Raw genomic sequence first — 15,273 nt, 5'->3', positions numbered from 1 at the left:
AGATTCCCTGATGCGTTAGGGAATCTTTTCATTTTTATATGGGGTTTAATACAAAAGCATATCTACAAAGCAAAACAGACGCAGCACCCTTAGCGGTGTTCAGAATACTATTCGGTATCATGATGCTGTTTAGTATTATTCGCTTTTGGGCTAATGGCTGGATTGAAAAGCTTTATATTACACCTAAATTTCATTTTTCCTATTATGGTTTTGAGTGGGTAAAACCTTTAGGAGATTATACCTATTTACTATTTGTTATTTGTGGTTTGGCAGCCCTTTTTATTGCACTGGGGTTAAAGTACAGAATAGCGATTATAGTTTTCTTTTTGAGTTTTACCTATATCGAACTCATGGATAAAACCACCTATTTAAATCATTATTATTTTATTAGTTTACTGAGTTTTTTAATGATTTTTTTACCTGCTAATGCTTACTTTTCAGTTGATAATTTATTAAGAAAAACCTCGTATAAGGCCATTCCTAAATGGTGTGTAGATAGTGTGAAACTGTTTTTAGGAATCGTGTATTTTTATGCCGGGCTGGCAAAAATAAATTCCGATTGGTTATTTCGAGCCATGCCGTTAAAAATATGGTTACCATCAAAATACGACTTACCATTTATAGGCGAAAACCTCATGCAGCAGGAATGGTTTCATTATGCCATGAGTTGGTGTGGTATGCTATACGATTTAGCCATTCCGTTTTTACTACTTTATAAACGTACAAGATGGTTTGCTTTTGCTTTGGTTGTATTTTTCCATGTATTTACCAGGGTGTTGTTTCCAATAGGTATGTTTCCGTTTATTATGATTGTGTCGACGTTGATTTTCTTCGAAGCCGATTTTCATCATAAAATAATCAATACTATAAAAGGTGTTTTAAAACTTAAAACTACGGTAGATTTGAAGCCTGTTTTAGAGGTTAAAAAGGAAAAAGTCCTGGTGCCATTTTTAACGGTATTTTTTGTCATTCAGTTGCTATTTCCATTTCGATATATATTGTATCCTGGTGAATTGTTCTGGACCGAAGAAGGTTATCGATTTTCCTGGCGCGTGATGCTCATGGAAAAAATGGGGCATACCACGTTTACCATTAGAAATGCAAAAACGGGAGCGTCCTTTGTAGTTAGAAACCGTGATTTTCTGAGTTCCTTTCAGGAAAAACAAATGAGTTTTCAGCCTGATTTTATTTTGGAATACGCTCATTATTTAGGGGATCATTTTACATCGCAAGGTCATAAAAATGTACAGGTGTTTGTCGAAAGTTACGTCGCGCTTAACGGAAGGTTGAGCAAACCGTTTATTGACAATACCGTCGATTTATATAAAGAAAAAGAATCATTCTGCCATAAGGCATGGATATTACCATTTACCAATGAAATTAAAGGACTTTAAGTTATTAGTAGTGTTGTTTTTGTTTGTAAGTGCAGTACAGGCACAACACAAAATTTATGGAACAGTAACCAATACAGGAACTAAACAACCGGTTGCAGGCGTTGAAATTTACGATAAAACTGCGGGCTTAAAAGCAACTACGAATGCTTCAGGGTATTACCAGTTTAATACCGATAAGCAGAATTTAGATTTAATCTTTTTTTCTTATGAATTTCAAGTGAAAGAACTACCTGTTGCTGTAGCCAATGACGCGGAAATAAACGTGGAGTTAGTTTCTATTTCGGTTAATCTTTCTGAAGTAGAAATCACTGCGAGAAAAGCTAAACTTTTCGAATTATCGCGTTTAAAAGATGTTGAAGGCACGGCTATTTATGCCGGAAAGAAGACGGAAGTGGTTTTGGTAGATCAGTCTATGGCGAATTTAGCATCTAATAATGCACGTCAGATTTTCAGTCAGGTTGCAGGTCTAAACATATATCAGAATGATGATGCGGGATTACAGTTAAATGTTGGTGGTCGTGGATTAGATCCAAACCGAACGGCCAATTTCAATACGCGCCAAAATGGGTATGACATTAGTGCTGATGTTTTGGGATATCCTGAAAGTTATTATACGCCGGCATCAGAAGGGTTAAAGGAAATTCAGGTGATTCGTGGGGCGGCATCGTTGCAGTACGGAACGCAGTTTGGAGGTTTAATTAACTTTAAAATGAAAGCGCCTAATCCGAACAAACCGTTTGAATTAATTACAAGAAATACCTTGGGAAGTTTCGGATTGTATACCAATTTTACAAGCATTAGCGGAACAAAAGATAAGTTCAGTTATTACAGTTATTTCAACTACAAAAAAGGTGATGGATTCCGACCAAATTCAGAATTTGAATCTAAAAATGCCTTTGCACATTTAGGGTATCAGTTTACAGATAAAACTAAAGTCACTGGAGATATAACGTATATGCGTTACCTGGCACAGCAGGGCGGTGGTTTAACCGATAATATGTTTGCCTCTGATCCATACCAAAGCAATCGTGAGCGTAATTGGTTTCAGGTAGATTGGTTGTTATATAATTTAAAATTCGACCATAAGTTTTCAGAACAAACCAATTTTACCTTTAACTTTTATGGTTTAAATGCGTCCAGAGATGCGTTAGGCTTTAGGTCGAACCGTGTGGATCAGGTGGATTCTGGAGAGGAACGAGATTTAATAAAAGGCGATTTTAAAAATTACGGATTTGAAGCGCGTTTATTAAGTAAATATAATATTGGTGAAAAGGACGCAACGTTTTTAATTGGAAGTAAATTCTATAAGGCGAATAACTATCAGCAACAAGGCGCAGGGAGTAATGGAAGTGACGCTGATTTTAATTTTTATAACGATGAGTTTTCAGATTATCAAAATCAATCACAATTTGACTTGCCTAATTTAAATGTCTCGGTTTTTGGAGAAAATATTTTCTATTTAAACGATAAGTTTTCGGTAACGCCAGGTTTCCGTTTCGAATACATCAGAACTCAAAGCGAAGGGTTTTACAGAAATATCAATACAGATGCAGCGGGCAATGTTATATTAGACCAAACTATTGATGATAACAGGGATTTCGACCGTGCTTTTGTGTTATTAGGTTTGGGAGTGAGTTATAAACCTGTTAATGGTATGGAAGTATATGGAAATATTTCGCAAAATTACCGTTCGGTAACTTTTTCTGATATTAATATTAATAACCCTGCGTTTGAAATAAATCCGGACATCACCGATGAAAAAGGATTTACAACCGACTTAGGGATTCGTGGTAACCTAAATAATATTGTGTCTTACGATTTGGGAACTTTCGCCTTATTTTATAACGGACGTATAGGGTTTAAGCAAATTGAAACCAGTCAGGGAATAAAAAGCGAACGTGGTAATATTGGAGATGCCGTGATGTATGGTGTAGAATCGCTTTTCGATTTTAATCTGAAACAAGTGTTAGGATTAAATAACGATTTTAGTTTTAATTATTTTATTAATACATCTTTTATAAATTCTGAATATACATCTTCTGAAGCGACCGGAGTTGAAGGAAATAAAGTGGAGTTTGTGCCGGATGTGAACTTAAAAACTGGTTTAAAATTTGCCTTTAAAGACTTGTCTTCAAGCGTTCAGTATACCTATTTATCACAGCAATTTACCGATGCAACGAATTCTGTAGAAGGAGGGATAAGTGGTGTGATTGGTGAAATACCTAGCTACGATGTGTTAGATGTATCTTTAGCTTATACCTATAAATGCTTTAAACTGGAAACCGGAATAAACAATGTTTTAGACAATGCTTATTTTACAAGACGAGCAACAGGATATCCAGGTCCAGGTATCATTCCATCGGCACCAAGAAACTGGTATACAACACTTCAAATAAAGTTTTAATGCTTGAAATCTTAGGTTTTTTTTAACATACTTAGGTTAAACTTTACAAATAAAGTAAGGTCTAAGCTACCATTAACCTAACTATAAATATGTTGAAAAAATTATTGTTTGTTTTAGCATTATGCTTCACTTCGGTTCTTTTTGCCCAAAAGTTTACTTTAGAAGGAATTGTTAAAGATGAGTACGCTGCTGTTTTAGAAGGCGCTACCGTATATCTTCAAAGTATAAAGGATAGTGTTCCTATGGCTTATGGTATTACCAATAAAAATGGCGAATTTTCCATTAATGTTAATGCTGAAGACGATAAAAAAGCTATTTTCAACATTGCATATCTAGGTTACAAACCTTACATGAAAGATATCGATGTTCCTAAAGGAAATAAACTGAATTTAGGTGTAGTAACTTTAACAGATCAGGTTGAAGAGCTTAATGTGGTATCAATTGTTGGTAAGGCTCCGCCGGTAGTCATTAAAAAAGATACAATTGAATACAATGCCGATAGTTTTAAAACACTTCCAAACGATAAGGCAGAAGATTTATTGAAGAAATTACCAGGTGTCGATATAGATATCGATGGAAATATTACGGTAAATGGTGTAGAGGTAGAGGCTGTAAATGTTGATGGTATGCGCTTTTTTGGTGAAAAGCGTGGTGATATAGCCTTAAAAAATATACCGAGTCAAGCCATAAGTAAAGTTCAGGTGACCGATTATAAAACCGATATGCAAAAGTTTACCGGTGAAGAATCGACTTCTGGCACTAAAGAAATCAATTTAAAAATTAAGAAGGGACAGAATCGAGCAACCTTTGGCGACATTAAAGGAGGCTATGGAACCGATGATAAGTATCAGGCCAATGCCAATTTGTTTCAAATGATTGATGGTAAACAAATAGGGATTATCGCCGGAACCAATAATATAAATATGTCTCGAGGTTTTAATGCCTTACCAGATACCGATACCAGTAACGGGTACATAGAATCGGATTTTGTTGGAGCTAACTTTTCTAAGGGAAGATGGGATGAAACCCGTATTAATGCCAATTACAGGTATAGCGCCCAAAGTTCGGATACTGAACGTAAGAGTACCAGAGAAACCTTTTTACCAGATTTAAATTATTTAACCGAATCTACTAACAGTGGGTTTAGCGATTCAGATTCACACAATGGAAGCTCAGACCTTAAATTTATTGTTGAACCTAAAAATAAGGCTTCAAATAATAAAGTTCAAATTTCCAATGAAACCTCGTTTAATACTGCAAATACCGACTCTGGGTCAACCTCTCAGAGTACTTCAGAATATACTAATGGCGATTTGGTAAGTGATTATACAAGTACTAACGCGTCCAGTTCATCAAACTACGATATTAGTAATAAGTTTCGTGTAACGCCAGTAAGAGGTGGTGGTGGAAACTATTTCAATATTGGTTTAAATACCGATTTTAGTAAGTCGTCTTCAGACAGTAAAAAGTATTCAGAAAATATATTATACAATAGAGGAGAAACGGTTATACAAGACCAAATAAGTAATAACGACAGTAATAGCAGTAATATTGGTATTGATGCCGAATGGAGTGCCGAATTATTTGAAGATTTTAGAATCATACCAAGCTATAATGCAAGTGTAAATTCACAAAGTAGTGAGCGCTATATTTACGATTTTGATGAAGATAGTCAGGCGTATGATAGTTTTAATGACTTGTTAAGTAGTGATAGTAAATATATTGCCACGACTATCAGACCGGCATTAAAATTAAGATATAACCTTAACGATTTCCGTTTTGAAGTTGAAGCCGGACATACAACCACCTACAGAAGTTATAGGGATCAAATTGTGGAAGCACGTAACTTTAAAGCCGATTTTCAATATTTGACCTATTCAGGACGTATTCGTTATCGCGATCAAAATGGTTATAAAAATATTAGTTTAGATTATAATCAAAATGTGAATTTGCCATCAATGAGTCAGCTGCAACCTGTAGAAGATGTAAGCAATATTACACATATTCGTGTGGGTAACCCACTTTTAGAACCACAGATTGATCACAGATTACGATTTAGATATCAAAACAATTTGGCGTTTCATAACATTAATATTTCAGGAAATGCCAATGCGGGAATCACCCAGGATAAGATTATTAATTCAACAACAACCGACAGCGATTTAAATAAGTTAACGACTTATACCAACATTAACGGGGATTATTCTGTTGACGGGAATGCGTCGATTTCTAAATCTATTTACAGTAAAAAGACAAATATTAATATTAATGGGGCATTTGCAGCAAGTTTTAATAATAGTTTGTCAATGCAGAATGGTGTTAAATTTACCGGCCAAACAACAAGATTGAGTCCGTCGGTATCGTTCAGATATGCGTATGACAATAAAATAGATTTAAGTGCGCGATACAGTTATTCGGCATTTAAAAATGTGTATGACACAGATGCTTTTAACGATAATGATTATTTTGTACAAAACGTGAATTTCGATTCATCCATCTTTATCATTAAAAACCTGTTTGTTTCTAACAAAGTGTCTTATCGTTATAACAGCCGTGTAGGTGATGCTTTTGACGGTGATGCGGTGTTTTGGAATGCCGGAATAGGCATGGAGCTTTGGAATAATAAAGCAACGGTAACTTTAGTAGGGTACGACGTTTTAGGAAAGAACAATGGATACAGACGTAATGTCACGGAGACTTATATCGAAGATGTTGAGAATAAAATATTGGAGCAGTATTTTATGCTTAATTTTACGTATAAATTCGGAAGCTTTGCCGGACAACCCATGAATGTTGTTGAAGGAAGTCCACCAGGCGGAGGTGGCGGTCGAGGCGGTTACCGTCGTCAATAAATAGATATTTAAACGTCCGGTTGCTAATTTGTAATCGGACGTTTTCGTGTCCATTTAACACCAAAAGCCAATCTTAACATTAATTTAGTTTATTATTATACAGAATCAACTTAAAAAATGTGTATATTTGCACGCAATTAAAATGTAATTGCATCATGATCGCACATCAAAATAAAATAGTAGGAGAAGGACTAACCTACGATGATGTCCTTTTAGTTCCGGCTTATTCAGAAGTTCTTCCTCGCGAAGTAAATATCCAAACAAAATTTACCAGAAACATTACCATAAACGTGCCAATTATTTCGGCAGCTATGGATACGGTTACCGAAAGCAAAATGGCTATTGCTATGGCGCAAGAGGGTGGTATTGGTGTGTTACATAAGAACATGACAATTGAAGCACAGGCTTTAAAAGTAAGACGTGTTAAACGTGCAGAAAGCGGTATGATTATCGATCCTGTTACTTTACCACTTACAGCTAAAGTTAAAGATGCGAAATCATTCATGGCAGAACACGGTATTGGTGGTATTCCAATCGTTGATGACGAAGGTACATTAAAAGGTATCGTTACTAACCGTGATTTACGTTTCGAGCACGATAACAAACGTCCTATCGTTGAAGTTATGACAAGTGAGAACTTGGTAACGGCTGCAGTTGGAACGTCTTTAAAAGATGCCGAAACTATTCTTCAAAAACATAAAATTGAAAAACTACTTATTGTAGACGACAATTATAAATTGTCAGGTTTAATCACCTTTAGAGATATTACTAAATTAAAGCAAAAGCCAATCGCTAATAAAGATGAGTTTGGTCGTTTACGTGTTGCTGCAGCTTTAGGAGTGACAGCTGATGCAGTGGTTAGAGCTGAAGCTTTAGTTAATGCCGGTGTTGATGCTGTTGTTATTGATACGGCACACGGACATACTCAAGGTGTGGTTAACGTATTAAAAGAAGTAAAAGCTAAGTTTCCAAAGTTAGATGTTATCGTTGGAAATATCGCTACAGCAGAAGCTGCTAAGTATTTAGTAGAAGCTGGTGCCGATGCAGTTAAAGTTGGTATTGGTCCGGGTTCTATCTGTACAACACGTGTTGTAGCAGGTGTAGGTTTCCCTCAGTTTTCTGCGGTATTAGAAGTGGCTGCTGCTATTAAAGGTTCAGGAGTTCCTGTAATTGCAGATGGTGGTATTCGTTATACAGGAGATATTCCTAAGGCGATTGCTGCTGGTGCAGACTGTGTGATGTTAGGATCGCTTTTAGCAGGTACTAAAGAATCTCCGGGAGAAACGATTATCTACGAAGGACGTAAATTTAAGTCTTACCGTGGTATGGGGTCTGTAGAGGCTATGAAAGAAGGTAGTAAAGACCGTTATTTCCAGGATGTAGAAGACGATATAAAAAAATTAGTTCCGGAAGGAATCGTTGGACGTGTACCTTACAAAGGTGATTTATACGAAAGTATTCACCAATTTATAGGTGGTTTACGTGCAGGTATGGGATACTGTGGGGCTAAAGATATCGAGACTTTAAAAGAAAAAGGTCAATTTGTAAAAATTACAGCAAGTGGTATTAACGAAAGTCACCCACACGATGTAACAATCACTAAAGAATCACCTAACTACTCAAGATAGTTGAATCGAAATATTTATAGAAAGAACCCGGCAAGTAATTGTCGGGTTTTTTTATGCAATAACATATTGTTGGTTTTCATTTAGTTATGATTTTTATTTGTATTTAGTCTAAATAAGTTTTGTTTTGAAAGATTTGGATGATATATTTGCTTGCAATTTAAAATCAATCTAAATAATAATCATGTTTAATAAATTAAGTTTATTTCTGATTTTGGCAGTACAAATGTCATTTTCACAATCTAAAATAGTAGGAACAATATTTGATTCGAATAAGGATACCGTTGCTTTTGCTAATATTTTATTGTCTGGTACAAATACAGGAACTTCTACAGACAACGCTGGTGTTTTTGAATTTAAGAACCTTTCGGCTGGCTCATATACCATAAAAGTTAGTTTTGTTGGCTATAAGCAAACAACTAAAACTGTAGTGTTAGAAGATAATCAAACTTTAAAGTTGTCTATTACTTTAGAGACCGATTCAGATTTAGAAGAAATTGAACTTTTTGGAAATCGATTCGAGCACCCTGATAAAATTGAAGCCTTAACAAGGTTACCATTGGAACCTTACGAGCAAATTCAGAGTATTTCCATTATATCAGATAAAGTAATTACGCAACAAGGAAATTTAACCATTTCAGATGCTACGAAAAATGTGCCTGGGGTATACACGTTTGCAACTTACGGAAACAAGAGAGAGAGTATGTCTTCTCGTGGATTCAGAGGAATTCCAATATTAAAAAATGGGGTGCGTGTACATTCAGATTTTAGAGGAACCGGAATTTTAACAGATATGCAGGGTGTTGATAATATTCAGGTATTAAAAGGAGCGGCGGCTATTACACAAGGGGTTGCAACCGACTTAGGGAGTCCGGGTGGTGTTATAAACATTGTAACCAAAACGCCTAAATATTATTTTGGTGGTAATGTATCTCAACGTATTGGTAGTTTTGGACAAGCCCGAACAACTTTCGATGTTTACGGTCCTTTAGCAAAAACGGAAAATGTAGCCTTTAGAGTTAATGGGGCATTAGAACGTGCCGATGGTTTTAGAGATGGCATTTCTTCTGATCGTTTTTATATCAATCCATCTTTACAATGGAAAGTAGATAGTAAATCGACCATTACTTTAGAAATGGATTATATGGATGATAGCAGAACACCGGATTTAGGAACGGTAAATTTAGCAGGTAATGATACCAATGCAATTTACGATTTGCCATATGATCAGTTTTTAGGTTATTCAAACGATAAATCATTAACTACAAATAGTACATATTCTGTGCGTTTTGACAGGGCATTAACCGAAAAGTTAACGTTGAAAGCTGCTTATTTTAAATCAGATTTAGATCTTGATGATAAAGGAGCAAGCTTAGGAAGCGTGGTAAATGACGAATTTGGAGATCCCATTTACAATCAACGTAAACGTGGTTATTCAGTTTCTACAAGAAAAGATGCCAATAGCGTTTTGCAATTCGATTTAGTAGGAGATGAATTAAAAACAGGAAGTGTCTCTCATAGTTTTCAGGTTGGATTCGATTATAGAACAACCAAGTATAGTACAAAATCTCAGCGTATAACGACAATAGATACTATAGATGTATTTACTTCAGTAAATCATGTGTTACCCGATAACTTAAACTTTGGAAGTATTAGTTTAGCAGGATCAAAATCAAGAGCTTTAGGTTTTGTAGCACAAGATGTTATTACTTTTAATAATTGGGTAAAAACCTTCTTGGGGCTTCGTTATAGTAAAACACAAACAATTGCAGCAACCGAAACAACTGAGAGCGATGCTATAAATCCTTTAGTTGGTGCTATTTTTACACCAGTTAAAAATGCAAATCTGTTTGTATCCTACACAAACAGTTCTTACCCCAGAACAGGAACTCGTTTAGATGTTAACGGAAATCAGTTAGGTAATGAGCGTTTCGATCAGTTTGAAACAGGGATAAAAACCAATTGGTTAGATAGCCGTTTACGTTTCAACTTTACATTCTTTAAGATAAATAACAAGGATATTAATTTACCGGTTTACGATGAAAACTGGGTAGCAACCGGATATTATCAAAAAGGAGGTAACGACGAAAGAAAAGGCGTAGAGGTTGAGCTTAGCGGGCATATATTAGACAATTTAGAGGTGATAACCGGTTATTCTTATATTGATGCGCAGTACAAGGAACACACATCGTACGTTTATGGTTCGGCGCCTTTAAATACACCTAAGCATACCTTTAATGCTTATGCAAACTATAAGTTTAAAAAGAAATTAGATGGTTTATCTTTGGGAGCAGGAATTTATTACACTGGTGAAAGACCTGTTAATGATTGGAGTTCAGGAGCTGTTACTCACGAAGGTATTCTACCAAACCAGGAGCCATTTAATGTTGATGCTTACACACAGGTAAATGCTCAGGTAGCATACAACTTTAATCGCCATTGGAATTTCAGATTTATACTAAACAATATTTTTGACGAAATTGGTTATAACGCCTATAGAACGAGTTATATTAACCAAACTGATCCAAGAAATTTTGCAGGTATGTTAACATATTCATTTTAATTAGTAAATATTTAATCACTCAGAGTGTAATCTTTTTAAGGTTGCACTTTGTGTGTTTATAGCTTTTATATATGTCAAAAAAAGGAACCTACAGTTTTAGAAAGTTAATTAACGATATTCACTTGTGGTTGGGAATAGCCAGTGGAATTGTTATTTTTTTTGTGTGTTTTAGTGGAACAATTCTTGCATTTGAGCATGAGATTAAAGATGCTTTTTCTTCATCAATAAAGGTTCAACCGAAGGGAGATAGGGTTTCTGTAGAAGAACTTATAAGTTCGTTACGAACATCAAATTTGGGTTTCGTAACTGGGTTAACAATTCCGAGTGATTCAGATGAGCCTTATGAGTTTTCAGTAAAGAAAGACTCGAAAGAAAGACGTGGTTCGAAAGTGTTGGTTAACCCTTATACTTCAGAAATTCATAAAGTAGAAAAATCTGGAGCAGACAACTTTCTAATGGTCATGTTTAAATTACATAGATGGCTGTTGTTAGATATTAATATAGGCCGTCCAATTGTAGGCATTGCAACCATTATCTTTTTAATATTATCGGTTTCTGGGTTGGTATTATGGTTTCCTAAAAAAATAAAATGGAAACAGATAAAACAAGGGTTTAAAATTAAAACCGATGCGAACTGGAAACGTATCAATCATGATTTGCATAATACCTTAGGGTTTTATTCCTGTATTTTTATTCTTATTATGGCAATAACAGGATTGTGCTGGTCTTTTGAAGGTTATAGAGAAGGATTGGGCAATTTAATAGGAGCTAAGATTTTTGATCGTGGTGGATTTGAATACAAAGCGGAAAATAATGAGGGGTTAGCTGTAACTATTGATGAAGCTATTGCTAATGCCAACACAATCCTGAACTACGACGGAGAGCTTTCCGTTGGTTTTCCAGATAAGCGTAATAACTATTACCGATTTTCTAAAGTAGCTGATGCCAACTGGTCTCCGGTCGCATCAGATAAATTATATATGGATGTTTCAGGAGACGTATTAAAAGTAGAACGGTTTGATGAGAAGCCTTTAAATATACAAATAGCGTCTTTAATACGACCTATTCATACCGGAGAAATCTACGGAACATTTTCTAAGATAATATACTTTTTGGCTTGTTTAATAGGTACTAGTCTACCTGTAACAGGAACAATAATTTGGATTAATAAGTTGAAGAAGAAAAATAAGAGAAAGCAGAAGGCAACTCCGGTTTTACGTAAAGTTGTTTAAAGCTTTAATTAGCTTAGTTTTTTATATTAAAGGCTTCTGTTTTTACAGAGGCCTTTTTTTATCTATAATTTTAAGAATCGTTATTTCGTTGATTTTGTTATCTTTAAGAGAGGTAAAATTAAAAGTTATGAAATGAGCTAAAATGATTATTAGCGAATTACATCTGACAGATAAATAATAATAAAAATTTAAACAGATGAAACAACACAGAGTAACCACAGATTTTTCTACCGGTCAGGCACAAATATTTAAAAATCCTTTTTTAGAACGGTTAACTAAAACCAATCCTGCCTCAAACATTGTTATTTATGGTATTACTATTCTACTTCTGGCGTATCTGGCTATAGGTGTTATTGGGCTTTCAGTAATAAGTTTTATAACTTTATTTTGCATCGGTTTTGTTTCCTGGACCTTGGCCGAGTATTTACTTCATAGGTTTTTGTTTCATTGGTATAACGACTGGAAATGGACACAACGCTTTCATTTCATTATGCATGGTTCACATCATGAATATCCAAAAGATAAAGAGCGTTTATTAATGCCTCCAGTTCCAGGACTAATTTTAGCCTCGTTACTTTTCTGTATTTTCTACCTTTTATTTTGGGTATTTGGGGTTTCAATTTACACCTTCGGGTATTTTCCTGGTTTCTTTTTTGGGTACTTAATGTATTCGTTTGTACACAGAGCTATTCATGTAAAACGACCACCAAAACGATTTAAATACTTATGGCTCCATCATAATTTACATCATTACCAATATCCAGATAAAGCATATGGTGTATCTAATACATTTTGGGATAAGGTTTTTGGTACCATGCCACCTAAACCACGGCGCAAAGACGCATAATTTATCCTTGGTAAACTTGTCCTCTGTGTGGTTTCAAAGCATCTCTAAGCGGTTTCATCTTGTCTTCATCAACCACCAGATAGGCAATGGCATGAAATTCATTTATCACCTCACAACCAGTTAAGATGTTTTCTAATTTTTCAATTTGAACATATTCTTTTAAATGAATATTATGATGTTCGGCTGTTTTATGTGCTGCAGGGCCTCTAAAGTCCCATATTAATTTTAGTTTGCGCATGAATTTTATGCAATAAAAATGAATGCCGAAAGTTAAAAAGATATAATTAAAATAGCACTTAAAATATATCTTTTCAAAGCTTACTTAAAGCAACTTGCATTATAGCATTATATTAGTATTTTTGTTGCTATGGTTTAAATTTTTAATATGAATATAAAGTATATTTTTGTTTTATTCTTCACTTTGTTTTTACTTCAGGTAAAGGCCCAAACATCTAAAGAAGACGTGTTATTTACAGTCGATAGTGAACCCGTTACAGCTTCTGAATTTATGAGGGTTTACAATAAGAATTTAGATTTAGTACAGGATGAATCTCAAAAAGATGTTGACGAGTATTTGAAACTTTTTACCAATTACAAATTAAAGTTAAAAGAAGCCAGAGCTTTAAAGTTAGATGAAAAGCCATCTTACATTCGGGAATTATCGAATTATAAGAAGCAATTGGCAAACAGTTATATTACCGACAATAAGGTAACCGAAGAGTTGGTAGAAGAAGCTTACAATAGGGTGTCTTACGACGTAAAGGCCAGTCATATTCTCATTAAATTACCTGAGCATGCCAGTCCAAGTGATACACTTGTAGCTTATAACGATATCATAAAACTTCGGGACCGAGCTTTAGTTGAAGGTTTTGAAAAGGTAAGAGAAGAAGTGCATAACGGACAAACCATTTACGGAGAAGATCTAGATTGGTTTTCTGGTTTTAAAATGGTGTACAAGTTTGAAAACGCGGCTTACAATACACCAGTAGGAGAAATTTCAATGCCGTTTAGAACGCGTTTTGGTTATCATATTGTATCTGTTCAGGATAAACGTAAGTCTAGAGGTGAGCGCACTGTGGCTCATATTATGATTTTCCAAAAAAAGGAAGATGCTAATCAGGAACAATCTGCTGAAAGAATTCAGGATATTTATAAAAAACTACAACAAGGTGAAACTTTTGAAACCTTAGCAAAACAATTTTCAGAAGATAAAAGTACGGCTTCAAATGGTGGACGATTAACACCTATAAGCAGCGGACAGCTTAATTCAAAAGAGTTTGAGGATACGGTATTTGGATTAGAGGAAGTTGGTGATATTTCAGAACCCATAAAAACAGAATACGGTTGGCACATCATAAAATTGTTAAATAAAAAACCAATCGCAAGTTTTGAAGATATGCGTCCGGAACTGGAACAAATGGTTAAGCGTGACGAACGTTCAAAGTTAATTGATGAAGCGTTGTATGCTAAGTTAAGAGCTAAGTACGGCGTATCAGAAGAACAACCTGCTTTACCATATTTTGTAGGACTTTTAAATGACGATTATTATAAATTATCATGGAAGCTTCCTGTCGCTTTTGAGGCGAATAAGCCTTTGGTTAAAATTGGAGATGAACAATTGTTATTTGTTGATTTTGGTAATTTCTTAGTTAAAAATCAACATTACAACAGAAGCGCAGATACTTTTGAAAACATTGTAAATCAGGCTTACCAGACCTTTTTAAATACAAATCTTGTTAAATATCAGGAAGAGCATTTAGAAGAAGAGGATGAAGATTTTGCGCACATTGTAGGAGAGTATCGCGATGGTTTATTGTTATTCGATTTAATGGAGTCTACCATTTGGGATGCAGCTAAAACTGATTCTTTAGGAGTTATAAATTATTATCAAGCTCATAAAGCTAAGTATATGGCGCCAGAAAAAATTGATGCTGTTGTAGCGTCTTCAGCCCAGCAAAAAACACTTAAGAAAGTATCAAAATTAATAGAACAAGGTATGTCTGTTGAAGATATTAAGGCTTTAGTGAATAGTAATGATAAAATAGATGTTATCTTTACAGAGGAAATTATGGATGCTGGCCATCAGGTGTTACCAGAGAACTTTGAATTTAAAAAAGGGGTGTCTAAAATTTACAAGCACAACGATGCGTTTGTATTAGTGAATGTAAAAGATATAATACCGGAAACTCAAAGAACATTCGAGGAATCAAAAGGGTTAGTGCTTAGCGATTATCAAACCTATAAGGAGGAACAATGGGTAGCCGAATTGGCTGCAAAATATCCTGTAGAGGTAAACCAGGAGGTTTTAAATCAGGTAAAATCTCAACTAAAACTAAATAAGTAAATCAAGTGCGTT

At 34.9% G+C, this 15,273-nt stretch carries 9 protein-coding genes; 8 read left to right on the top strand and 1 reads right to left on the bottom strand.

Annotated elements, in window-relative coordinates:
- The first annotated feature begins 38 nt into the window (after positions 1 to 38).
- From NO995_RS01300 to NO995_RS01270, 7 genes are all read left to right on the top strand, one after another.
- On the top strand, positions 39 to 1,394 hold the full coding sequence (locus tag NO995_RS01300) for an HTTM domain-containing protein (protein WP_258225967.1): 1,356 nt from the start codon (positions 39 to 41) through the stop codon (positions 1,392 to 1,394).
- A complete protein-coding gene (locus NO995_RS01295; protein ID WP_258225966.1) occupies positions 1,375 to 3,798 on the top strand; it encodes a TonB-dependent receptor in 2,424 nt (807 codons plus the stop codon). The genes NO995_RS01300 and NO995_RS01295 overlap by 20 nt, the downstream gene beginning before the upstream one ends.
- An 89-nt stretch (positions 3,799 to 3,887) precedes the next feature.
- Positions 3,888 to 6,650: a TonB-dependent receptor gene (locus tag NO995_RS01290; RefSeq protein ID WP_258225965.1), complete on the top strand. Its 2,763-nt coding sequence runs from the start codon at positions 3,888 to 3,890 to the stop codon at positions 6,648 to 6,650.
- A gap of 155 nt (positions 6,651 to 6,805) precedes the next feature.
- Positions 6,806 to 8,278 (top strand): IMP dehydrogenase, encoded by a 1,473-nt coding sequence (gene guaB, locus NO995_RS01285; RefSeq protein ID WP_240571400.1) that lies wholly within the window; start codon positions 6,806 to 6,808, stop codon positions 8,276 to 8,278.
- Positions 8,279 to 8,459: 181 nt separating this feature from the next.
- Positions 8,460 to 10,838 carry a TonB-dependent receptor gene (locus tag NO995_RS01280; protein WP_258225964.1) on the top strand — a complete coding sequence of 793 codons (2,379 nt, stop codon included), beginning with the start codon at positions 8,460 to 8,462 and terminating at the stop codon, positions 10,836 to 10,838.
- A 71-nt stretch (positions 10,839 to 10,909) separates the two neighbouring features.
- Positions 10,910 to 12,070 (top strand): PepSY domain-containing protein, encoded by a 1,161-nt coding sequence (locus NO995_RS01275; RefSeq protein ID WP_258225963.1) that lies wholly within the window; start codon positions 10,910 to 10,912, stop codon positions 12,068 to 12,070.
- A gap of 196 nt (positions 12,071 to 12,266) precedes the next feature.
- A complete protein-coding gene (locus tag NO995_RS01270) occupies positions 12,267 to 12,917 on the top strand; it encodes a sterol desaturase family protein (protein WP_258225962.1) in 651 nt (216 codons plus the stop codon).
- A 1-nt stretch (position 12,918) separates the two neighbouring features.
- On the opposite strand, the gene NO995_RS01265 is transcribed toward NO995_RS01270, so the two are convergent.
- Positions 12,919 to 13,155: a hypothetical protein gene (locus NO995_RS01265; RefSeq protein WP_258225961.1), complete on the bottom strand. Its 237-nt coding sequence runs from the start codon at positions 13,153 to 13,155 to the stop codon at positions 12,919 to 12,921.
- 147 nt (positions 13,156 to 13,302) lie between these two features.
- Here NO995_RS01265 and NO995_RS01260 point away from each other — a divergent pair, with 147 nt between their 5' ends.
- A complete protein-coding gene (locus NO995_RS01260) occupies positions 13,303 to 15,261 on the top strand; it encodes a peptidylprolyl isomerase (RefSeq protein WP_258225960.1) in 1,959 nt (652 codons plus the stop codon).
- Positions 15,262 to 15,273 lie beyond the last annotated feature (12 nt).

The sequence above is a fragment of the Aestuariibaculum sp. M13 genome, assembly GCF_024723255.1.
Lineage (GTDB): Bacteria > Bacteroidota > Bacteroidia > Flavobacteriales > Flavobacteriaceae > Aestuariibaculum > Aestuariibaculum lutulentum.
Note: the sequence above shows the minus strand (reverse complement) of the source record. Positions and strands in the feature narration are given on the sequence as shown.

Bases quoted from the DNA above. Each gene is read 5' to 3' on its own strand.
- NO995_RS01265 (WP_258225961.1), bottom strand. From the start codon at position 13,155: ATGCGCAAACTAAAATTAATATGGGACTTTAGAGGCCCTGCAGCACAT.
- NO995_RS01300 (WP_258225967.1), top strand. From the start codon at position 39: ATGGGGTTTAATACAAAAGCATATCTACAAAGCAAAACAGACGCAGCA.
- NO995_RS01280 (WP_258225964.1), top strand. From the start codon at position 8,460: ATGTTTAATAAATTAAGTTTATTTCTGATTTTGGCAGTACAAATGTCA.
- NO995_RS01260 (WP_258225960.1), top strand. From the start codon at position 13,303: ATGAATATAAAGTATATTTTTGTTTTATTCTTCACTTTGTTTTTACTT.
- NO995_RS01290 (WP_258225965.1), top strand. From the start codon at position 3,888: ATGTTGAAAAAATTATTGTTTGTTTTAGCATTATGCTTCACTTCGGTT.
- NO995_RS01295 (WP_258225966.1), top strand. From the start codon at position 1,375: ATGAAATTAAAGGACTTTAAGTTATTAGTAGTGTTGTTTTTGTTTGTA.
- NO995_RS01270 (WP_258225962.1), top strand. From the start codon at position 12,267: ATGAAACAACACAGAGTAACCACAGATTTTTCTACCGGTCAGGCACAA.
- guaB (WP_240571400.1), top strand. From the start codon at position 6,806: ATGATCGCACATCAAAATAAAATAGTAGGAGAAGGACTAACCTACGAT.
- NO995_RS01275 (WP_258225963.1), top strand. From the start codon at position 10,910: ATGTCAAAAAAAGGAACCTACAGTTTTAGAAAGTTAATTAACGATATT.